Source organism: Cellulomonas pakistanensis (assembly GCF_016862755.1).
Taxonomy (GTDB): Bacteria; Actinomycetota; Actinomycetes; order Actinomycetales; family Cellulomonadaceae; genus Cellulomonas; species Cellulomonas pakistanensis.
Genome location: NZ_BONO01000040.1, coordinates 1 through 19667, shown reverse-complemented (window position 1 = coordinate 19667; position 19667 = coordinate 1). Strand labels below are relative to the sequence as shown.

The following is a 19667-nucleotide window of genomic DNA, read 5'->3' as shown; positions in this document are numbered from 1 at the left end:
GCGCCTGGTCCGGCCCCCGCGCCTGGTCCGGCCCCCGCGCCTGGTCCGGCCCCCGCGCCTGGTCCGGCCCCCGCGCCTGGTCCGGCCCCCGCCCACGACCCGGCCCGCGGCGCCCGCTCCCGGACCAGCAGCACCCCGCCCAGCACCAGCAGGCCGCCGACCACCTGCGCCGCCCCGAGCCGGTACCCGGCGGCCGTGCTGATCAGCACGGTGAACACGGTGATGAGGTTGAGGTACGCCCCCGCCTCCGCGGGCGGCACCCGGCGCAGCGCGAGGTTCCACAGCAGGTACGACCCGACGGACGGCAGCGTGGCGATGACCACCAGCGCGACGACGGCGTCCCGCCCGCTCGGCCAGTGCACCTGCCCGGCCGCCGCGAACGGGGCCATGACGACGGCGGCGATCGCCGCCTGCACGGCGGTGGACGCGATCGGCGGCACGCCGGCCAGCCCGCGCCCGCCGATCGTGTAGACGCTCCACACGACGATCGCCCCGACCATGAGCAGGTCGCCGACGTTCAGCTCCAGCGCGATCAGCGCGGCGAGCCGGCCGCCGGTGAGCACGACCAGCACCCCGAGCAGCCCGACGAGCATGCCGACCACCGCCCGCCGCGACGGCGCCCGCCGGGCGACCACGGCGGCGAGCAGGGCGATCAGCGCGGGGTTGAGCGCGTTCACCAGCGACGCGTTCACCGACGAGGTGTGCTGCAGCGCGGTGTAGACGAACAGCGCGTAGCCGACCATGCCGAGCAGCGCGAGCACCACCTGCCGCCGCCAGGTGCGCAGGACGGCGCGCCAGTCGGGCCGCTCGACGACCTGCGCGATGACCGCGAGCGGGACGGCCGCGAGCACCCAGCGGAGCGCGGTCAGGCCGACCGGGCTCATCTCCCGGACGGCCACCGCCCCGAGCACGTAGTTCCCCGCCCAGAACAGGGTGGCGCCGACGAGGGCGAGGACGGGCCCGGAGCGGGCGGGAAGGAGCACCCGCGCACGATACGCGGCTCACCCGCCGGGGCGGTCAGGTCCGGGCGCGCGCGTGCCGACACCACGGGCATGGGCCGCTCCGACGCGCGGGGACCCCGGCTGTACGCCACCCGGGGCCACCTGGCGTGCGCCCTGGGGCTCATGGCGGCGCTGGTGCTCGGTGGCGGGCTGTGGCCGTTCAGCCCGGAGTCCCCCGTCGGCCTGTGGTTCGCCGTCGCGGCCCTGCTCACGGCCCTGGCCGGCGCCGTGCTGGTGCTGCCGACCCGCCGGTGGACGATGCCCGGCGCCCTCGCCGTCGGGCTGCTCGGCGCCGGCGCGCTGCTCGCGTCCTGCCGGACGCCGGAGGGCCTCGTCGTGCTGGCGATCGGCGTGATGACGTCCGCGCAGTACGCCGCGTACGCGTTCCGGACCCGGGTGGCCGCCCTGCTGGTCGCGGAGGCCATCGCGGCGATCACCCTCGGCATGGTCCTGGCCCCCGTGCCGTTCCACGTGCTGACCTGGCTGGTCGTCGTCGTGATGACCGTCGCCAGCACCTCGCTGCTCGGCCACGTCACCCACTGGCTGCGCCGGCACGCGACGACGGACGACCTCACCGGCGCCCTGACCCGCGGCGCGCTGCTGGAGCGGCTCGACGCCCGGCTGCGCGACGCCCGCCGCGCGGGGTCGCCGCTCGCCGTGGTGTCCGCCGACGTCGACGACTTCAAGGCGGTCAACGACACGCACGGGCACCTGGCGGGCGACGACGTCCTGGTCGCGCTCGTCGCGTCCTGGCGAGGACCGGCGGCCGGGCGGGCGCTGGTCGGGCGGGTCGGCGGCGACGAGTTCGTCGTGGTGCTGCCCGGGCGCGACGCCGACGCCGCCGCGCGCTGGGTCGCCGGCGCGCGGGCCCGGTGCAGCACCCCGTGGAGCGCCGGGATCGCGCAGGCCCGGCCGGACGACACCGTGCGCGACCTGCTGGCCCGCGCCGACGCGGCGCTGTACGCGGCCAAGCGCGGGCGACCGGGCGGGCGCGGGCCGCACGCGGTGCCCGGCGTCCCGCACCCCGGTCACTAGGGTTCCGCGGGACCGCCCCGCCGCCGCATACTGCACCGAGAGCGGGGGCGGCGTGCCCGCGCCACCGGGTCGAGCGGAGTGCGCGCATGGGGGCTGGAGCCGGCACGCCCGAGGTGACCGTGGTGCTGTGCACCCGGGACGGCGCGGAGCGGCTGCGGCCGACCCTCGACCACCTCGGCGCCGCCCTGGACGAGGCGCACGACGCGGGGCTGCCGGGCGAGGTCGTGGTCGTCGACAACGCCTCGACCGACGACACCCCGGCGGTGCTCGCCGACGCCGCGCGCCGCGACCCGCGGGTCCGCGTCGTCCGGGAGGCCCGCCCCGGCATCGGGCGCGCGCGCAACGCCGGCGTCGCGGCGGCCACCGCGCCGGTGGTGCTGTTCACCGACGACGACGTGCACGTCCCGCCGCACTGGGTCCGGCGGATGGCCGAGCCGCTGCGCGGCGGCGAGGCCGACCTGGTCGGCGGTGCCGTCGCGCTGGCGCCGCACCTGCGCCGCGACTGGCTGAGCCCGGCCCTCGCGTCGGCGTACTTCGCCGTCGTGCCGGAGCCGCCCGCCGTCGGCCGGGAGTTCGCCGCCGCGAGCATCGGCGCCACCCGCGCGGTGCTCGACGCCGTGCCCTTCGACGAGTCGCTCGGCACCACCCGCTACCCGGGGGCCGAGGACACGGTGTTCCGGCTCGACGTGCTCGCCGCCGGCTTCCGTCAGGGCGCCGTCGCGGGGGCCACCGTCGAGCACCACGCCGCCGCGGACCGGCTCGACCCCGACCGCCTCGCCCGCCAGGCCACCGGCCGGGGCCGCGGCGAGGCGTACCTCGCGCACCACCTGCTCGGGAAGCGGCCGACGGCGGCGGAGTCGCTGGCCAAGCTCGCCGGGACGGCGGGGCTGCTGGTCGCCCGGCGCGCGGGCGCCCGCGGGCCGGTCGACGAGGAGGCGCTCCGGCTGCGCCGCCGCGCGGCGTTCCACCGGGAGATGCTCGCCCTGCGCCGGGAGGCCCGCCGCCGGCCGGCGCCCGACCGCGGGCGCTGAGACCGGCGCCTCAGACGGCGAACCGGGTCTCGCCCGCGGGCTCGAGCGCGTGCGCGACCCGCGCCCGCATCTCGTCCGACATCTCCGGCATCGCGGCCACGGGGAACCACCGGGCGTCCGAGTTCTCGCCGTCGCCGGGGCCGGGCTCGCCCGACACCCAGCGGAACCGGAACGTCAGGTCCAGGTACTGCGACCGGTCGCCGTTGGGGTACTGCATCGGGGGCAGCGTGTGCACCCACGCCAGCCGCTCGGCGACGGCCACGACCTCGGTCTCCTCGAGCACCTCGCGGGCGCCCGCCACCGCGGGCTCCTCGCCCGGGTCGATGATCCCGGTGACCGGCGTCCACGCTCCGTTGTCCGACCGGCGCACGAGCAGCACCTCGTCCCCGCCGTCGGGCCCCGGCCGGAGCACCACCGCGCTCACCCCGGAGAGCCAGAGCAGGTCGTGCCCGATGCGGGCGCGGAGGTCCAGGACGAAGTCGGGGGTCGGCACGCACCCGATGCTAGGCGGTACCCCGCGGCACCTCGTCCCGCCACGAGTGCTGCGGCTCGAACCCGAGCAGCGCCCGGGCCCCGTCGATCGCGAGCAGCGTCTCGTACGTGCCCAGCTCCGTGCGCACGGGCACGCCGGGGAACTCGGCCGCCAGCAGCTCGGCCGACGGCGTGTCCATGATCGTGTCCGCCGCCGCGATGACGACGTTCTGCGAGCCGGACGTCTCGACCTCCAGCGCCAGCCGGAACGCGGTCGCGGCGTCACGCGCGTCGATGTAGCCCCAGAGGTTCCACCGCCGCTTCGCCGGGTCGTCCTGGAACGACGGCACCGCGGCGTAGGCCTCCCGCGGGAACACGTTCGACAGCCGCAGCCCCACGAACGGGATGCCGGACCACTCGGCCACCTGCGCGGCGAGGTCCTCGCTCAGCACCTTCGACAGCGCGTAGGTCGTGGTCGGGTACGGGAAGTGCGCCTCGTCGACCGGGGCGTACCGCGGCGGCACGTCGAACGGCAGCCCGAGCGTCGTCTCGCTCGACGCCCAGGCGACCTTGCGCAGCCCGAGGCGCTGCGCGGCCAGGAACACGTTGGCGTTCGCGGCCATGTTGCGGTTGAACGTCTCGGGCGCGGACTCCATGCCGGGTTGCGGGATGTTCGCGAGGTGCACCACCGCGGAGCAGCCCGCGAGCGCCTCGACGGCCTGCCCGTAGTCGGTCAGCTCCGCGCGCAGCACGTCCACGCCCAGCCCGGCGCGCTCGCCGAACGGCCCCTGCGCGTTGGACGCCTGCACCTGGTACCCGTGGGCGAGCAGGTCCTGCACCACCGCGCGGCCCACCTTGCCCAGCGCGCCGGTCACGGCGACGGTCTCGGTCATGGCGGCATCCTCGCCCGGGAGCGCGGGCACGGCCACCGGGCGGGCGCGTGGCGCGCCCGACCGCGCCGGCCCGGTCAGATCGCCGCGAGCCGCGGCAGCGGGCTGCCGCACAGCGCGAGGGCGCGGCGCACGCACGCGGCGGCGCCGAACCGGACCGCTCGCCCGCGGGACGCGAGGTGCAGGCGGAGCAGCATGTGCACGCCCTCGGACCCGCAGAACGTGACGTCGCGGAAGTCGAGCCGGGTCGCGGTGGTGCTGCCGGCGACGGTGTCGAGGACGCCGTCGAACGTGGTGCGGAGCGCGGCGTCCAGCTCGTCGCTCGCGTGGACGACGAGCTCGTCGCAGTCGGTGTCGGGGGTGACGCTCATCGTGCCGTGCCCGGAACGGGCCTCCGCGAGCGTCGAGGTCAGGGTGGACATGTCGACCTCCGGACGGATGGTCGTGCATCGCCACAGGGCCCGCGAGTGCGCGGACTGATCAGCACACGACGTCCCCACCGTCTCACGGATCCGGCTCAGATCACGATCCCGCCGTGCGGGAACGGCTTGCCGTCCGCCGGACCCGGGACGCCGGACCCGGGACGGCGCGCCCGGGCCGACCCGCGTCAGCCCGCCTCGCCCAGCACCCGCCGCCGGCCCGCCTCCCCCGCGAGCTCGCTCCGCGCCGCGGGCGTGCGCCGGTAGTGCTCGATCGCCACCACGACGTGCCGGTGGTCGACCGGGAACGCCGGCCCCGGCACGTCGAGGCACGGGCCGTCCGGCGCCGGCACCGACACGAACCGCCGCCGGCGCCGGTAGGTCCACGACCCCGGCCGCGACACCGGCACCACGCGCACGACCGACCACTGGTTGTCCTGCACGACGGCGACCCCGCGCACGTCGTCCCAGTCGAGCCACGCGTCGCCGTCAAGGGCCGTGGTGCCGAGCCCGCGCGGCGTCAGCACCAGCCGCAGCGGGCGGGCCAGCTCGAGCACCTTGTCCGGCATCGCGAGCAGCAGCGGGACCACCACCAGCACCGGCACCCACCACGCCCAGTGGCCCGCCCGGACGAGCCCGAGCGTCCAGCCCCCGGCCGCGAGCAGCACGACCGCCGAGACGAACACCGGCTGCCAGTGGAAGGTCGTCCGCCACACCACGACGACCGCGGGCTCGTCGCCCACGCGCTCGACGAGCACCTTCCGCGGGTCGGGGCGGGGGTCGTGCAGGTAGCTCCGGTGGAACGTCCAGGTGACGGCGAGCCAGGCCAGGCCGCCGGCGACCGCGCCGGCCCCGGCGCCCGGTCCCCAGGCGCCGCGCGCGTCCCGCAGCGTGGTGAGCGCCAGCAGGCCGACGACGGCCAGGCCCGCGCCGAGCAGCCCGCAGACGACGACCACACCCCAGTACACGGGCCGGGGTGAGCCGCCCACCGTCTCCAGGCGTGGTCCGTCGTCCAGCATCGCCCCCCACGATGCCTGACGCGGCAGGCGGCCCCGCCCCGGGAAAACGGTGCCCCGGCACATCGTGAGCGCATCGTGACCCGGCGGGCCCGGCGCGCCGTCACTCCCAGGGCCGCGCCGCGAGCGCGTCGAGGTCCACGACCCGGCCGCCGGCCACCACGGCCGCCCGCGGCACCCGCCGCACCAGCGCGTCCATCGGGTTCTCCGCGTCGAGCAGCACCAGGTCCGCCCGCGCGCCCGGCACCAGGTCGTGCGGCTCGTCCGTCACGAACGCCGCGCCGTCCCGGGTGGCGAGCTCGACGACCCGGCGCAGGTCCTCGTCGCGCACGACGCCGCCGGCCCGCGCGTACTGCCAGGCGATGCCGAGCAGGTCCCCGTCGCCGTACGGGCTCCACAGGTCGCGGATGCCGTCCGTGCCGAACCCCAACCGCACGCCGGCGGCGTCCAGCTCGGCCAGCGGCAGCTGCCGCATCCGGACCGGCGCGACGGTCGTCATCGTCACGCCGAGCGCGCCCATCCGGTCGAGCAGGTCCCGGCGCCGCGCCGGGTCGACGTCCACGACCGCGAAGCCGTGCGCGACGTTGACCTTCCCCGGGGCGATCCCGTCCCGCTCGACCCGGTCGAGGATCAGCTCGATCTCGAACGCGCCCAGGTCGCCCGGCTCGTGCAGGTGGATGTCGAGGCCGCAGCCGCGATCCGCCGCGATCCGGAACAGCCCGTCGAGCTGCCCCACCGGGTCCCGGTCGATCAGCGCGGGGTCGAGCCCGCCGACGTGCTCGGCGCCCTCCGCCGCCGCGCGGTCGAGCAGCTCCAGGACGCCCGGCCGTCGCAGCACGCCGTCCTGCGGGAACGCCACCACGGTGAGCTCGACCGCGCCGTCCAGGGCCGCCGCCGCCTCGCGGACGGCCTCGATCCCCCGCAACTCGAGCCCGAGGTCGACGTCCACGTGCGTCCGGACCCGGGTCGTGCCGGTGCGCAGGTACTCCCGGAGCACCCGCTCGGCCACCGGCGCGCTCGGGATGCCGAGCTCGTCGCGGCGCGCGCGCTCGTGGGCGATCCGGCCCTGCGTCCCGCCCTCGCCGCCGTAGGACTGCCAGGGCAGGCCCCACCAGCTCTTGTCGGCGTGCGCGTGCGTGTTCACCAGCCCGGGCAGCGCGAGCAGGCCACGCCCGTCGAGGACCTCGGCGCGGTCCAGCAGCGGCGCCGGGCGCACCGCCGTCGGCCGCACCCAGGCGACCCGGTCCCCCACCACGCCCACGTCGGACGGCGGGCCGCCCCACGGCCGCACGTCCCGGACCACCAGCGTCACGTCGTCGTCTGCCACCGGGCCATCGTGCCAGGCCACGGCGCCGGCACCGCCCGCCCGTCTGCCCGGCCGCCTGCGGTCGCGGGCGCGGCCCGGCGGACTTACGTTGCCCGCATCGAGGCCGACGACCCGCCCGGGACGGCGGCCGGCACCGCCGCTCCTGGACCGGGGCGGCGCCGAGACGAGGAGCATCCCCCCATGAGCACCTCCGACGACCCCCGCACCACCCCCGACCGCCCGGGCGAGGGCGCGCACGTCGCGCACACCCCGGACGAGGACCGCACGGCCGACCCCGCCCTCGCCGACGCCCGCGCCCGCGACCGCCACGCGGTGGTCGCCCGGGAGAAGGAGGAGTACGGCGGCATCAAGTTCGGCTCCGCCTTCTTCGGCTGGCTCACCGCCACCGGCACCGCGGTCCTCCTGACCGCGGTCGCCGCCGCCGCGGGTGCCGCCGTCGGCGTCGCGAACGACACGTCGGTCGGCGAGGCCGCGGACCAGGCCGCGTCCGACCCGACCTCGATCGGGTGGGTCGGCGCCGTCGTGCTGGCCGTCATCCTGTTCGTCGCGTACTACTGCGGCGGGTACGTGGCGGGCCGGATGGCGCGGTTCAACGGGGCCAAGCAAGGCCTGGCCGTGTGGCTCTGGGCGGTCGTCATCGCGATCGTCGTGGCCGTCGTGGCCCTGATCGCCGGCGACCAGTACAACGTGCTCGGCCAGCTCGACAGCTTCCCGCGCATCCCCGTCGCCGAGGGCGACCTGACCACGGGCGGCATCATCGCGCTGGTGGTGGTCGCCGCCGTCAGCCTGGTGGGCGCGGTGCTGGGTGGGCTCGCCGGCATGCGGTTCCACCGCAAGGTCGACAAGGCGGGCCTGGGCGGCTGACGGCGGGAGCCGTGACGCGCGTCACGGCCCCGTCGCCGGCACGGGCCGGACATGACGAGAGGGCGGGTGCCGAAGCACCCGCCCTTTCGTTCCGGTGGAGCTGAGGGGACTCGAACCCCTGACCCCCTGCATGCCATGCAGGTGCGCTACCAGCTGCGCCACAGCCCCGTGATCAGGCCTTCCGGCCTTCTCGCGTCCCGCTGAGCGGGCGTCCTGAACTCTAATCGAACCTCGCGGAAGATGCGAATCGGCTGGTCAGGCCGGGTCGCGGACCTCCTCGTCCATGTCCCGCCCGACCCGGTCCGGGCCGGCGTTCCAGTCGGACGACGCGTGCACCGGACCCACGTTCAGCGCCTCCAGGCGCCACGCCAGGCCCGAGCCCGGGCGGCCCGGCTGGATCTCGGCCCAGTGCGCGTTCGCCATGCCGGACACGCCCTTCCACTCCGCCGGCAGGCCGAGCAGGCCCGTGAGGCCGAGCGTGATCGCCGCGCCGTGCGAGACGACGACCAGGGTGTCGTCCGGCTCCAGCGCCGCGGCCTGCTCGGTGACGGCGGTCAGCATGCGCGCCTGCACGTCGGCGCGGGCCTCGGCCCCGACGCGCTCGGGCTCGCGGCCCGCACGCCACGCGGCGTGCTGCTCGGGCCACCGCTCGGCGATCTCCGCCGACGTCATGCCCTCCCAGTCGCCGAACGAGCGCTCGCGCACCCGGGCGTCCGTGTGCACGGGGAGGCCGGTGCGCTGCGACAGCGCCTCGGCGGTCGCCCGGGCCCGGCCCAGGTCGGACGCGACGATCCGCGTCGGGGCGTACCGGCCGGCGAGGGCGGCCGCGGCCGTCTCCGCCTGCCAGGCGCCGACCTCGTCGAGCGGGATGTCCGACTGGCCCTGGAGGCGCGCCGCGGCGTTGTGCGCGGTGCGCCCGTGCCGCCAGAGGACGACGCGCCCCGCGGTCACTCCCCCGCCTCGGCGCCCTCGGGCGTGCCGTGCACGTCGGCCGGCAGCTCGATGACGGGGCAGTCCTTCCACAGCCGCTCGAGCGCGTAGTACACGCGGTCCTCGGCGTGCTGGACGTGCACGACGACGTCGCCGAAGTCGATGAGGACCCAGCGGCCCTCGGACTTCCCCTCGCGGCGCAGCGGCTTGGCGCCCAGCTTGTGCAGCGACTCCTCGACGGCGTCGACGATCGCGCCGACCTGCCGCTCGTTGGTGCCGGAGACGATCAGGAAGGCGTCGGTCAGCACCAGCTGGCCGCTCACGTCCAGGGCGATGATCTCCTGGGCCTTCAGGTCGGCGGCGGCGCGGGCGGCCGCCACGGTGAGCTCGATCGCGCGGTCGGTTGCCGACACGGGTCTCCTCGGGTGGTTCGGGTGGTGCAGGTCAGGTCAGGGGGCGGGCGCGGCGTCCAGCACCGCGGCCGCGGGGACGGGGGCGTCGGGCCCCGCCGCGTTCGACGCGCTGTTGGCGACGAGGATCACGAGGAAGCCGAGCACGAAGGCCACGACCGCCAGGATGATCCACTGCAGCCAGGTGTACGGCAGCGGACGGCGCAGCCGCTCGGGCTGCTCGTCGATCTCGTCGATCTCCTCGTCGGCGTGCACGCCGCGGAGCATGTCGCCGGTGGCGTCGGTGATCTCCGCCTCGTCCTCGGGCAGCGGCGCGGGCGCCATCGCGCGCAGCAGGCTCTGCCACTGCGGGACGGGGGCGTCGTCCTCGTCCTCGGCGGCGTCCGGCTGCCCGGGGCGCGCGGTCGCGGGGGCGGTGGCCCCCGCGTTCGAGCGGTCCGCCTTGGGCGGCGCCACGGGCGCGCCGGCGGGAGCCGACGCCGAGCCGACCGCACCGGCCGCACCGGCCGCACCGGCGGTCGCCGTCCCCGCGCCGCGGGCGGCCAGCGAGGCGGCGGTGTCGCCGGCGAGCGGGCGCCAGCCGTTGCCGGTGGCGGTCCACGACGACCCGGCGGCGGGCGGGGTCGCCGGGGCGGGGGTCTGGGCCGCGGGGGCGGCGGCCCCGGAGGCAGGGGCGGCGGACGCGGCGGTGTCGCGTGCGGCCGACGGGGGCCACTGGCGGCCCGCGGCCGTCGCGGGCCGGTCCGGTGCGGTCGGTCCCTGCTGCGTCGGGCGGGGCACGGCGCCGGCCTGCCGGGCGGGCGTCGAGGGCTGCGCGGCGGCGGCCGTCCGGCCGGCGACGGGCGCCGGGCCGGCGGCGGCCTGGCCAGCGCCGGCGGGTGCCTGACCGGCGGGCTGGCCCGAACCGGCGGGGGCCCGACCCACGCCGGCGGCCTGGCCCGAGCCGGAGGTCTGCCCGGGGGTGGCCTGACCCACCCCGGCGGCCTGGCCCCGGCCCGAGGCGCGGGTCGGACCGGCGGTCCCGGCGGGCGCGGTCGGCGGGGTCGCGGCCGACGCGCCGGTGGCGGCCGGACCGGCGGCAGCGCCCGCGGCAGGGCTGGTCCGGGGCCAGGGCGCGGCGGAGGAGCCCTGCCGACCCTGCGGTGCCGCGGGCGCGGAGCCCTGCGCGGCGGACGGCGTCCTGGGGGCGGCGGCGTCGCCCGCGTCCCGCTGCGCGGCGGCCCACAGGTCGGGGACCCGCGGCGCGGCCGCGTCCTGCCCCGATCGCTGCGCGGGCGCACCGGCTGCCGGCGCGGGCGTCCCGGAGGGCGCGGCGGGCCGGCCCGCCGCGGGGGCGGACGCAGCCCGGGCGTCGCCGGACGGCGCGTCGGTGGTCCGGATCGACCGGCGCGTGCGCGCCGGCTGCTCCGGCTGCAGGCCCGGCACCTGGTACGGCGTCGCGGACCCGTCCGGCCCGACGGCGGACACAGGCTGGTTGCGCAGCGCGCGGCGCGACGACGGCGCGGCGGCCGGGCTCGCTGCCCCGCTCGCGGTGGCGGACCCGGTCGACGCGGAGCCGGCCGGGGCGGGCGCGGCGGGAGCCGTCCCGGTCGAAGCCGACCTCGACGCGGTCCCGCGGGGCGCGGACCCGGTCGCCGCGTCCCCGCGCGGAACGGCCTGGGGCGGCACCGGAACGGCCTGCTGCGCCGCCGGCCGCTGCGCGGCACCCGCGCCACCGCTGCCCGGCGCGCCGCCGGCGCGCGGCACCCCGCGGGGCGGCGTCACCTGCCCCGCCTCGGGCGCGGCAGCGGCCGCGGCGGCGCGCTCCTGCTCGGCGAGGCGGGCCGCCTCGCGCTCCCGCAGCTCCCGCCGGGTGAGCGGGCTCCCGGGTGTGCTCATGACTGACTTCCTCGGTACAGGCCGTGCTTGGCGATGTACTGGACGACGCCGTCCGGCACCAGGTACCAGACGGGCTTGCCGCCGCGCGCGCGGTCGCGCACGTCGGTGGACGAGATGGCGAGCGCCGGGATCTCCCACTGGCTCACGCGGTCGGCCGGGAGCCCGGCGACGGAGAGCGTGTGCCCCGGCCTGGTCACGGCGACGAACTGCGCCCGCTCGAAGAGCTCCGGGGAGTCCTTCCAGGTGAGGATCTGCTCGATCGCGTCCGCGCCGGTGATGAAGTACAGGTCGGCGTCGGGCCGCTCGTGCGCGAGGTCCCGCAGCGTGTCGACCGTGTAGGTCAGGCCGGGGCGGTCGATGTCCACGCGGCTGACGGTGAACCGGGGGTTCGACGCGGTCGCGATGACCGTCATCAGGTAGCGGTGCTCGGCCGGGGTGACGTCGACGTCCTGCTTGAACGACGGCTGCCCGGTCGGCACGAACACGACCTCGTCGAGGTCGAACCGCGCGGCGACCTCGCTGGCGGCGACGAGGTGGCCGTGGTGGATGGGGTCGAACGTGCCGCCCATCACGCCCAGCCGGGCTCGTCGCTGCGTCATCGGATGCGGGTCCCCGTCTGCTCGAGGCTCAGTCGTGGCGGGTGCCGACGCTCCGGAAGGCGAAGGTCACCAGCAGCAGGGCGATGAGCAGGCCGAAGGCGACGAGGCCGAACACCACGGGCGAGAACGGCAGCTCGGTGGTGTGCTCGGCGGCGGTCTCGGCGACGCGCAGCGCAGCGTTCACGTGGGTCCTCCCGGACAGGTCGAAGTGAGGGTCAAGTGTCGCACGTCCGGCGGGTCGCCCGCCGGACTCCGGTCAGGGCCGCACGTGCCCGTCGCCGTGGACCACCCACTTGGTGGTGGTCAGCTCCCCCAGGCCCATCGGGCCGCGGGCGTGCAGCTTCTGCGTGGAGATGCCGATCTCGGCGCCGAGCCCCAGCTGGCCGCCGTCCGTGAACCGCGTCGAGGCGTTCACCATGACGGCGGCGGAGTCGACCTCGGCCACGAACCGCTCGGACGCGGCGAGGTCCCGCGTGACGATCGCCTCGGTGTGGCCCGAGCTCCAGGCGCGGATGTGGTCGAGCGCGGCGTCCAGGTCGTCGACCACGCGGACCGCGAGGTCGAGCGACAGGTACTCGGTCGCCCAGTCCTCGTCGGTGGCCGGCACCACGTCGACGCCGGCCGGCGCGAGCGCGGCGGTCGCGTCGTCGCCGTGCACGGTCACGCCGGCCGCCACCAGCGCGGTGAGCGCCGACGGCAGGAAGGCCTCGGCGGCGGCGCGGTGCACCAGCAGGGTCTCGGCGGCGTTGCACACCCCGACGCGCTGCGTCTTGGCGTTGAGCAGGATCGGCAGGGCGAGGGCCGGGTCGGCGGTGGCGTCCACGTAGACGTGCACGTTGCCGACGCCGGTCTCGATCACGGGCACGGTGGCCTCGCGGACGACCGTCTGGATCAGGCCCGCGCCGCCGCGCGGCACCAGGACGTCGACCAGCCCGCGCGCGTGCATGAGCGCGACGCCGCCCGCGCGGCCCCAGGCGTCGACCGACTGCACGAGGTCGGCGGGCAGGCCCTGCGCCTCGAGCGCGGCGCGGAGCACGTCGACGATCACGGCGTTGCTGCGGGCCGCCGCGGAGCCGCCGCGCAGCACGACCGCGTTGCCGCTCTTGAGCGTGAGCCCGACGGCGTCGACCGTGACGTTCGGCCGCGCCTCGTAGATCATCCCGACGACGCCCATCGGCACCCGCACCTGGCGCATCCGCAGGCCGTTCGGCAGCGTCGAGCCGCGCACGACCTCGCCGACGGGGTCGGGCAGGGCGGCGACCTCGCGCAGCGCGCCCGCGATCGCCTCGATGCGCGCGGGGGTCAGCGCGAGCCGGTCGAGCAGCCCGTCGGAGATGCCGTCGCCCCGGCCGCGCTCCAGGTCCTCGGCGTTGGCGGCGACGATCGCGTCGGCGTGCGCGACCAGGGCGTCGGCGAGCGCGTGCAGCGCTGCGTCCTTGGTGCCGCGGGTCGCGACGGCCAGGGCGCGCGACGCCTCCTTGGCGCGCCGGGCGACGGCGAGCACCTGGGCGGTGACGTCGTCCGTCGACGGCGAGGCGGGCACGGCGGCGGGCTGGGCCCCGTCCGTGGCCGGGGCGTCGAGCGAGGTGGTCATCGCACCAGGGTAGTCCCGGCGGCACCGGTCGCCGCGGCCGGTCTCAGCGGCGGCGGCGCACCAGCACGAGGTCGTCCCGGTGCACGAGCTCGCGGTCGTACCCCTCCCCCAGCTCCGACCGCAGCTCGGCGGTGCCGCGGCCGAGCAGGCCGGGCGCCTCCTGCGAGGAGTAGGCGACCAGGCCCCGCGCGACGACCGCGCCGTCCGGGCCCACGATCTCGACCGGGTCGCCGGGCTCGAACTCCCCCTCGACCGCGGTGACGCCGGCGGGCAGCAGCGACTTACCCCGCTCGACGACCGCCGTCACCGCGCCGGCGTCGAGCACGAGCCGCCCGTGCGTCCGCGCGGCGTAGGCCAGCCACATGAGCCGGGTCGACGCGCGCTTGCCGGTCGCGGCGAACCAGGTGCCGACGTCCTCGCCGGCCAGCGCCGGGGCCACCTGCGCGGCCGAGGTCAGCACGACCGGCACGCCGGAGGCCGTCGCGATGGCCACGGACTCCAGCTTCGTCACCATGCCGCCGGTGCCCACGCGGGACCCCCGGGCGGACACGTCGATCCCCTCCAGGTCCTTCGGCCCGCGGACCTCGGCGATCCGGCGGGACCCCTCGCGGTTCGGCGGGCCGGTGTACAGGCCGTCGACGTCGGTGAGCAGGGCCATCGCGTCGGCGTGCACCAGGTGCGACACCAGCGCCGCCAGCCGGTCGTTGTCGCCGAACCGGATCTCGTCCGTGGCGACCGTGTCGTTCTCGTTGACGATCGGCACGACGCCGAGGTCGAGCAGCCGCTCCAGGGCGCGCTGCGCGTTCCGGTACTGGGTCCGGCGCATGGTGTCGTCGGCAGTCAGCAGGACCTGGCCGACGCGCAGCCCGTGCTCGTGGAACGCCCGCGTGTAGTGCGCGACCAGCAGCCCCTGGCCCACGGACGCGGCGGCCTGCTGGGTCGCGAGGTCCCGGGGGCGCTGCGCGAGCCCGAGCGGGTCCATCCCGGCCGCGATCGCGCCGGACGACACCAGGACCACCTGGCGGCCGGCGGTCACGCGCGCGGCGAGCACGTCGACGAGCGCCCGGAGTCGCGCCGGGTCCAGCGTGCCGGTCGCGTCCGTCAGCGAGGACGAGCCGACCTTGACCACCACGCGGCGGACCTCGGGCAGCAGGCGGCGGTCGGACAACGCGGCGGCACTCACGGGGGCATCATCCCCCGGGCCGGGGCCGCCGGGCCGCGCTCGTTCGCAGACCGGACGCACCCCTCCCGCCCGAGCGGACCCACTCCCCTTGCCGGCCCGGGTCGAGACGAGTGGAAGATCTGGCCCGACACGCCGGGGCGTGTCGGGCCAGATCGTCCACTCGACGGGCGAGGCCTCGGGATCCGCAGGGCGTGGTCAGTCCTCGCGCCAGAGGCCGGCCTCGCGCTCGGTCCACAGCTCCGCGCGCGCCTCGGCCTTGGCGTCCATGCGCTCCTTGTACTCCTGGCGCTTCTGACCGCGGGTCGGGCGGCTCTGGTCCTCGAGCCGGGCGTCGGACCCGCGCGGGCCGCCGAGCAGCTCGGACCCGGTGAGCAGCGTGGGCTCCCAGTCGAAGACGACCGCGTTCGGCCCGTCGCCGATGACGACCTCCGCGCCCGCGACGGCGCCGGCCTTGAGCAGCTTCTCCTCGACGCCGAGCCGCGCGAGGCGGTCGGCCAGGTAGCCCACGGCCTCGTCGTTGGCGAAGTCGGTCTGCCGGACCCAGCGCTCGGGCTTGGTGCCGCGGACCTGGAAGTACTCGTGCCCGCCGTCCTGCCGCCGCGCGACGGTGAACCCGACCTCGTCGACCGCCTTCGGGCGCAGCACGACGCGGGTGGCCTCCGGGGCGGGCGCGTCGCGGCGGGCCTGGTCGACGACCTCGGCCAGGGCGAACGTCAGCGGGCGCAGGCCCTCGTGGCTCGCGGTGGAGATCTCGAACACGCGCAGCCCGCGCGCCTCCAGGTCGGGGCGGACCAGGTCGGCGAGCTCGCGCGCCTCGGGCACGTCGATCTTGTTGAGCACGACCATGCGCGGGCGCTCGGTGAGCGGCACCCGCCCGCCCTCGATGCCGATGTCCCCCGCGTACGCGGCGAGCTCGGCCTCGATGACGTCGAGGTCGGACAGCGGGTCGCGACCCGGCTCGAGCGTGGCGCAGTCGAGGACGTGCACCAGCACGGCGCAGCGCTCGACGTGCCGGAGGAACTCCAGGCCGAGGCCCTTGCCCTCGCTCGCGCCCGGGATCAGGCCCGGGACGTCGGCGACGGTGTAGCGGGCGTCGCCGGCCTGCACGACGCCGAGGTTCGGGACCAGGGTCGTGAACGGGTAGTCGGCGATCTTCGGCCGGGCGGCCGACATCGCGGCGACCAGCGACGACTTGCCGGCGCTCGGGAAGCCCACCAGCGCCACGTCGGCGATCGTCTTGAGCTCGAGCACGACGTCGCGGGCGTCGCCGGGCTCGCCGAGCAGCGCGAAGCCCGGGGCCTTGCGGCGCGGGGAGGACAGCGCGGCGTTGCCCAGGCCGCCGTGGCCACCCTCGGCCACCACGAACGTGGCGCCGGCGCCGACCAGGTCGGCCAGCACCTCGCCGTCGGTCGACTTCACGACGGTGCCGTCCGGGACGGGCAGGACGAGGTCCTGGCCGGTCGAGCCCTGGCGGTGGTCGCCCATGCCCTGCGTGCCGGACGGGGCGTGCCGGTGCGGCGCGTGGTGGTAGTCGAGCAGCGTGGTGACCTGCGGGTCGACGACCAGGATCACGCTGCCGCCGTTGCCGCCGTTGCCCCCGTCGGGGCCGGCGAGCGGCTTGAACTTCTCCCGGTGGATGGACGCGCAGCCGTGGCCGCCGTCACCGCCGCTGGCGTGGAGGACGACTCGGTCGACGAACGCGGCCATGTGCGGGTACTTCCTTCCTGGACGGACGGAGGGGCGCACCGCGTCGTGCGGTGCGCCCCTCCGGCCTGCGTGCTGGGGTGCGGCGGCGTCAGCCCGCCGTCACGATGTCGATGACCTTGCGGCCACGACGGGTGCCGAACTGCACCGCACCGGCGGTGAGGGCGAACAGCGTGTCGTCGCCGCCACGGCCGACGTTCACGCCGGGGTGGAAGTGGGTGCCGCGCTGGCGGACGATGATCTCGCCGGCGTTGACGACCTGGCCGCCGAAGCGCTTGACGCCGAGACGCTGGGCGTTGGAGTCACGACCGTTGCGCGAGGAGCTCGCGCCCTTCTTGTGTGCCATCTCAGGCCTGCTTTCCTGCGGTGCTGTCTACGGGAGGAGTCACGGGCCGGCGGGCCCGCGAGGTCACTTGATGCCGGTGACCTTGAGGCGGGTGAGCGCCTGACGGTGGCCCTGGCGGCGGCGGTAGCCGGTCTTGTTCTTGTACCGCAGGATGTCGATCTTCGGGCCCTTCTCGTCCCGGACGACCTCCGCGGTGACCTTGATCTTGGCGAGCGCCGCGGCGTCCGACGTCACGGCGGTGCCGTCGACGAGGAGGAGCGCGGGCAGCTCGACGGTCTCGCCGGCCGCGGCCGCGAGCCGGTCGACGACGACGACGTCGCCGACGGCGACCTTCTCCTGGCGGCCGCCGGCCTTCACGATCGCGTACACCACGTTGCTGCTCATCTCTGCTCGTCGAACTACAGGTTCAGGGGCGCCCCGCCCTGCTGCCGGTCCCGGCGCGCCACCGCGGTGGCCGCGGAGCTCGGGAGGTCGGCGCCGCTGGGGCGTCACGCACGAACGGTGCCTCTGCGCAGCGATCCGGGTTCGAGCCCGGGTCACCATCAGAGCGCACCGACGTTCAAGGATACGCAGACCCTCCGAGAGGGTCAAACCGCGTGCCGGCGGCCCCGCGCCCGGGAGCGCGGGGCCGCCGGGGCGGTCAGGACGCGTCGTCCTCGGGGTCGGAGCCGTCCTCGGGGAGCTCGAACAGGCCCGGGTCGACCGGGGACAGCGCGAGCTCCGGCTCCCCCGCGGCCGTGGCCGTGGCGGGCTGCTCCGGGGCGCGGGCGGCGAGGTCGCCGAGCGCCGCGAGCACGTCGAGGGCGGGCTTGGCCTCGGCCGGGGCCTCGGCGACCGTGCCGTCCTGGGCCGCGGCCGGCACGGTGCCCTGCGCCGGGGCCTCCGGCGCGGGCTGCGCCGCCTCGGCGGCCGGCGCACCGGCCACCTCGACCTGCGCCGCGGCGTGCTCCTCGTCGTCGTGCGCGTGGGCGTGCGCCGCCGCGGCGGCGATCGTCGCGAGCGTCGCCTTGACCGCGTCGCGCGCCTCGGGCAGCACCGGCACCGCGGGCGCAGCGGCCGGCGCGGGCGCCTGCTCCTTGCTGCCGCCGCGCTTGCGCCGGGACTTCTTGGCCTCGCCGCCGTTCTCGGCCGGCTGCTGGGCGGCGCCCGCCTCCGGCCTGTGGTTGTGCTTCTCGACCGGCTCGGCGTGCACGATGAAGCCGCGGCCGTTGCAGTGCTCGCAGGTCTCCGAGAACGCCTCGACCAGGCCCTGGCCCACGCGCTTGCGGGTCATCTGCACCAGGCCGAGCGAGGTGACCTCGGCCACCTGGTGCTTGGTCCGGTCGCGGCCCAGGCACTCGACGAGGCGGCGCAGGACCAGGTCGCGGTTCGACTCCAGCACCATGTCGATGAAGTCGATGACGATGATGCCGCCGATGTCCCGGAGCCGGAGCTGGCGGACGATCTCCTCCGCGGCCTCCAGGTTGTTCCGGGTCACGGTCTCCTCGAGGGTGCCGCCCGCGCCGGTGAACTTGCCGGTGTTGACGTCGACCACCGTCATGGCCTCGGTGCGGTCGATGACCAGCGAGCCGCCCGACGGCAGCCACACCTTGCGGTCCATGCCCTTCGCGAGCTGCTCGTCCACGCGGTGGTCCGCGAACACGTCGCCGGTACCGGTGTACTTCGACACCTTCTCGGCCAGGTCCGGCGCGAGCTCGCCGATGTAGCCCGAGATCGTCGACCACGCCTCGTCGCCCTGGACGACCAGGGAGGAGAAGTCGTCGTTGAAGATGTCGCGGACGACGCGGATCGCGAGGTCCGGCTCGCCCTGGAGCAGCGCCGGCGCGTTGGCGGTCTTCGACTTCTTCTCGATGGCCTCCCACTGCGACTGCAGGCGGGCGATGTCGGCGCGCAGCTCCTCCTCCGAGGCGCCCTCGGCCGCCGTGCGGACGATGACACCGGCGGAGTCCGGGACGACCTCGCGCAGGATCTTCTTGAGGCGCGCGCGCTCCGGCTCCGGGAGCTTGCGGCTGATGCCGGTCATGCCGCCGCCGGGCACGTACACGAGGTACCGGCCGGCCAGCGTGATCTGCGACGTCAGGCGGGCGCCCTTGTGGCCGATCGGGTCCTTGGTGACCTGGACCAGCACCGAGTCGCCGGACTTCAGCGCCTGCTCGATGCGGCGCGGCTGGCCCCCCTCGAGGCCTGCGGCGTCCCAGTTGACCTCGCCGGCGTACAGCACGGCGTTGCGGCCCTTGCCCACGTCGACGAACGCGGCCTCCATGCTCGGCAGCACGTTCTGCACGCGGCCGAGGTAGACGTTGCCGGCCATCGAGACCTGCGCCTGCCGGGACACGTAGTGCTCGACGAGCACGCCGTCCTCGAGCACGGCGATCTGGGTCTTGCCCCCGGATTCGCGGACGATCATCGACCGCTCGACCGACTCGCGGCGGGCCAGGAACTCGGCCTCGGTGATGATCTGGCGGCGGCGGCCGGCGTCGCGGCCCTCGCGGCGGCGCTGGCGCTTGGCCTCGAGGCGGGTCGACCCGCGCAGCGCGGTGACCTCGTCCCCGCCGCGCGACGACGACCGGCGCGCGGGCGCGGTCTCGGCCTCGGTCTCCCCGCCCCCGCGGCCCGAGCGGCGGCGACGGCGCCGGCGGCGGCTGCCGCCCTGCTCGTCGCCCTCGCCCTGCTCGTCGCCCTCGACCTGGTCGTCGGGCTCCTCCTCGGCGCGCTCGTCGGCGTCCTCGTCGGCCTCGCCCGTCGGCTGGTCGGCGTCGTCGTCGCCCTGCTCGGCGTCGGAGCCCCCGCGCGAGCGGCGACCGCGGCCACCCCGGCGACGGCGGCGGCGCGGGGCGCCCTCGTCGCCCTCGTCCTCGGCGCGGTCGGCGGCGGCCTCCTCGGCCTCCTCGTCGGCCTGCTCGGCGGCGACGGCGTCCTCGGCCTCGACCGGCGCCGCGTCCTGCTCGGTCGGGTCCGCGGCCTCGGCG

Annotated in this window: 20 protein-coding genes and 1 tRNA gene; 3 read left to right on the top strand and 18 right to left on the bottom strand. The window is 76.8% G+C overall.

From position 1 onward, the window contains the following. Positions 1–983: DMT family transporter (locus tag Cpa01nite_RS18115; protein WP_239068913.1), on the bottom strand; the 983-nt coding region annotated here is incomplete at its 3' end. Between the two features lie 69 nt (positions 984–1052). Here Cpa01nite_RS18115 and Cpa01nite_RS18110 point away from each other — a divergent pair. Further along, entirely contained in the window at positions 1053–2036 is a 984-nt protein-coding gene (locus tag Cpa01nite_RS18110) for a GGDEF domain-containing protein (protein WP_203670264.1), read from the top strand. Positions 2037–2122: 86 nt separating this feature from the next. Next, the gene (locus tag Cpa01nite_RS18105) at positions 2123–3067 is read left to right on the top strand and encodes a glycosyltransferase family 2 protein (protein ID WP_203670263.1); all 945 of its coding nucleotides are present in this window, start codon (positions 2123–2125) and stop codon (positions 3065–3067) included. A gap of 10 nt (positions 3068–3077) precedes the next feature. Here Cpa01nite_RS18105 and Cpa01nite_RS18100 read toward each other — a convergent pair whose 3' ends face one another. The 5 genes from Cpa01nite_RS18100 to Cpa01nite_RS18080 form a co-directional block, all read right to left on the bottom strand. Next, positions 3078–3560 (bottom strand): NUDIX hydrolase, encoded by a 483-nt coding sequence (locus Cpa01nite_RS18100; protein ID WP_203670262.1) that lies wholly within the window; start codon positions 3558–3560, stop codon positions 3078–3080. Between the two features lie 10 nt (positions 3561–3570). Next, entirely contained in the window at positions 3571–4431 is an 861-nt protein-coding gene (locus tag Cpa01nite_RS18095; protein ID WP_203670261.1) for an NAD-dependent epimerase/dehydratase family protein, read from the bottom strand. 74 nt (positions 4432–4505) lie between these two features. Then, positions 4506–4850, bottom strand: coding sequence for an STAS domain-containing protein (locus Cpa01nite_RS18090; protein WP_203670260.1), 345 nt, complete (start codon positions 4848–4850; stop codon positions 4506–4508). A gap of 185 nt (positions 4851–5035) precedes the next feature. Next, the gene (locus Cpa01nite_RS18085) at positions 5036–5866 is read right to left on the bottom strand and encodes a hypothetical protein (RefSeq protein ID WP_203670259.1); all 831 of its coding nucleotides are present in this window, start codon (positions 5864–5866) and stop codon (positions 5036–5038) included. Positions 5867–5966: 100 nt separating this feature from the next. Continuing rightward, entirely contained in the window at positions 5967–7190 is a 1224-nt protein-coding gene (locus Cpa01nite_RS18080; protein WP_239068912.1) for an amidohydrolase family protein, read from the bottom strand. 180 nt (positions 7191–7370) lie between these two features. Here Cpa01nite_RS18080 and Cpa01nite_RS18075 point away from each other — a divergent pair, with 180 nt between their 5' ends. After that, entirely contained in the window at positions 7371–8054 is a 684-nt protein-coding gene (locus Cpa01nite_RS18075; RefSeq protein WP_239068911.1) for a hypothetical protein, read from the top strand. A 95-nt stretch (positions 8055–8149) separates the two neighbouring features. Here Cpa01nite_RS18075 and Cpa01nite_RS18070 read toward each other — a convergent pair. The 12 genes from Cpa01nite_RS18070 to Cpa01nite_RS18015 form a co-directional block, all read right to left on the bottom strand. After that, positions 8150–8222, bottom strand: a tRNA-Ala gene (locus Cpa01nite_RS18070). A gap of 87 nt (positions 8223–8309) precedes the next feature. Then, positions 8310–9005 (bottom strand): histidine phosphatase family protein, encoded by a 696-nt coding sequence (locus tag Cpa01nite_RS18065; RefSeq protein WP_203670257.1) that lies wholly within the window; start codon positions 9003–9005, stop codon positions 8310–8312. Continuing rightward, positions 9002–9397 carry a ribosome silencing factor gene (rsfS, locus tag Cpa01nite_RS18060; RefSeq protein WP_203670256.1) on the bottom strand — a complete coding sequence of 132 codons (396 nt, stop codon included), beginning with the start codon at positions 9395–9397 and terminating at the stop codon, positions 9002–9004. The genes Cpa01nite_RS18065 and rsfS overlap by 4 nt, the downstream gene beginning before the upstream one ends. 36 nt (positions 9398–9433) lie before the next feature. Beyond that, complete coding sequence (locus Cpa01nite_RS18055; RefSeq protein ID WP_203670255.1) at positions 9434–11272, bottom strand: hypothetical protein; 1839 nt, start codon at positions 11270–11272, stop codon at positions 9434–9436. Further along, a complete protein-coding gene (gene nadD, locus Cpa01nite_RS18050) occupies positions 11269–11871 on the bottom strand; it encodes a nicotinate-nucleotide adenylyltransferase (protein WP_203670254.1) in 603 nt (200 codons plus the stop codon). The genes Cpa01nite_RS18055 and nadD overlap by 4 nt, the downstream gene beginning before the upstream one ends. Before the next feature lie 28 nt (positions 11872–11899). Continuing rightward, complete coding sequence (locus Cpa01nite_RS18045) at positions 11900–12055, bottom strand: hypothetical protein (RefSeq protein WP_203670253.1); 156 nt, start codon at positions 12053–12055, stop codon at positions 11900–11902. Between the two features lie 72 nt (positions 12056–12127). Next, a complete protein-coding gene (locus Cpa01nite_RS18040; protein WP_203670252.1) occupies positions 12128–13465 on the bottom strand; it encodes a glutamate-5-semialdehyde dehydrogenase in 1338 nt (445 codons plus the stop codon). Positions 13466–13508: 43 nt separating this feature from the next. Then, on the bottom strand, positions 13509–14648 hold the full coding sequence (proB, locus tag Cpa01nite_RS18035; protein ID WP_203670251.1) for a glutamate 5-kinase: 1140 nt from the start codon (positions 14646–14648) through the stop codon (positions 13509–13511). A 195-nt stretch (positions 14649–14843) separates the two neighbouring features. Then, on the bottom strand, positions 14844–16355 hold the full coding sequence (gene obgE, locus Cpa01nite_RS18030; RefSeq protein ID WP_203670250.1) for a GTPase ObgE: 1512 nt from the start codon (positions 16353–16355) through the stop codon (positions 14844–14846). Between the two features lie 88 nt (positions 16356–16443). Further along, positions 16444–16698 (bottom strand): 50S ribosomal protein L27, encoded by a 255-nt coding sequence (gene rpmA / locus Cpa01nite_RS18025; RefSeq protein WP_166943732.1) that lies wholly within the window; start codon positions 16696–16698, stop codon positions 16444–16446. A 63-nt stretch (positions 16699–16761) separates the two neighbouring features. Then, entirely contained in the window at positions 16762–17070 is a 309-nt protein-coding gene (rplU, locus tag Cpa01nite_RS18020) for a 50S ribosomal protein L21 (protein WP_203670265.1), read from the bottom strand. Between the two features lie 268 nt (positions 17071–17338). Further along, a partial coding sequence (locus Cpa01nite_RS18015) for an Rne/Rng family ribonuclease (RefSeq protein ID WP_203670249.1) occupies positions 17339–19667 on the bottom strand: 2329 nt, incomplete at its 5' end.

What these genes read in the sequence shown, in the direction of transcription:
- Cpa01nite_RS18110 (WP_203670264.1), top strand. Translation starts at nt 1,053, where the DNA reads ATGGGCCGCTCCGACGCGCGGGGACCCCGGCTGTACGCCACCCGGGGC.
- Cpa01nite_RS18105 (WP_203670263.1), top strand. Translation starts at nt 2,123, where the DNA reads ATGGGGGCTGGAGCCGGCACGCCCGAGGTGACCGTGGTGCTGTGCACC.
- Cpa01nite_RS18095 (WP_203670261.1), bottom strand. Translation starts at nt 4,431, where the DNA reads ATGACCGAGACCGTCGCCGTGACCGGCGCGCTGGGCAAGGTGGGCCGC.
- Cpa01nite_RS18090 (WP_203670260.1), bottom strand. Translation starts at nt 4,850, where the DNA reads ATGTCCACCCTGACCTCGACGCTCGCGGAGGCCCGTTCCGGGCACGGC.
- Cpa01nite_RS18085 (WP_203670259.1), bottom strand. Translation starts at nt 5,866, where the DNA reads ATGCTGGACGACGGACCACGCCTGGAGACGGTGGGCGGCTCACCCCGG.
- Cpa01nite_RS18075 (WP_239068911.1), top strand. Translation starts at nt 7,371, where the DNA reads ATGAGCACCTCCGACGACCCCCGCACCACCCCCGACCGCCCGGGCGAG.
- Cpa01nite_RS18055 (WP_203670255.1), bottom strand. Translation starts at nt 11,272, where the DNA reads ATGAGCACACCCGGGAGCCCGCTCACCCGGCGGGAGCTGCGGGAGCGC.
- nadD (WP_203670254.1), bottom strand. Translation starts at nt 11,871, where the DNA reads ATGACGCAGCGACGAGCCCGGCTGGGCGTGATGGGCGGCACGTTCGAC.
- Cpa01nite_RS18040 (WP_203670252.1), bottom strand. Translation starts at nt 13,465, where the DNA reads ATGACCACCTCGCTCGACGCCCCGGCCACGGACGGGGCCCAGCCCGCC.
- obgE (WP_203670250.1), bottom strand. Translation starts at nt 16,355, where the DNA reads ATGGCCGCGTTCGTCGACCGAGTCGTCCTCCACGCCAGCGGCGGTGAC.
- rpmA (WP_166943732.1), bottom strand. Translation starts at nt 16,698, where the DNA reads ATGGCACACAAGAAGGGCGCGAGCTCCTCGCGCAACGGTCGTGACTCC.